The sequence below is a fragment of the Streptomyces sp. P9(2023) genome, from assembly GCF_032436795.1.
Classification (GTDB): domain Bacteria; phylum Actinomycetota; class Actinomycetes; order Streptomycetales; family Streptomycetaceae; genus Streptomyces.
The window spans coordinates 1-258 of the sequence record NZ_JAUPWM010000620.1 but is presented as its reverse complement, the minus strand read 5'-3'; the positions used below and the strand labels follow the sequence as shown (position 1 = coordinate 258).

Annotated in this window: 1 protein-coding gene; it reads left to right on the top strand. The window is 43.4% G+C overall.

The genetic code is table 11. The annotated features are described in order from the left end of the window. Positions 1 to 258: GntR family transcriptional regulator (locus Q5762_RS38915; protein ID WP_315897040.1), on the top strand; the 258-nt coding region annotated here is incomplete at both ends.

The window sequence follows — 258 nt, the reverse complement described above, 5'->3', positions numbered from 1 at the left end:
ATAAAAAAGTCATGTTGGCGCTAAAGCAGCGTATTGATTCAGGAGAGTTTCAAATCGGTGATAATTTACCGACCGAAACCAAATTGGTTGAAGAGTACGCTGTTAGTCGAATTACCGTGCGTAAGGCCATTGATGAATTAGTGAAAATGGCGATGGTCGAAAAACGCCAAGGGGCTGGAACAACGGTAATTGGTCAAAGTATGACAGGTTCGATGTCTAATCTGCGTAGTAATCGAGAATACCTTGCTGAGTCGGGAG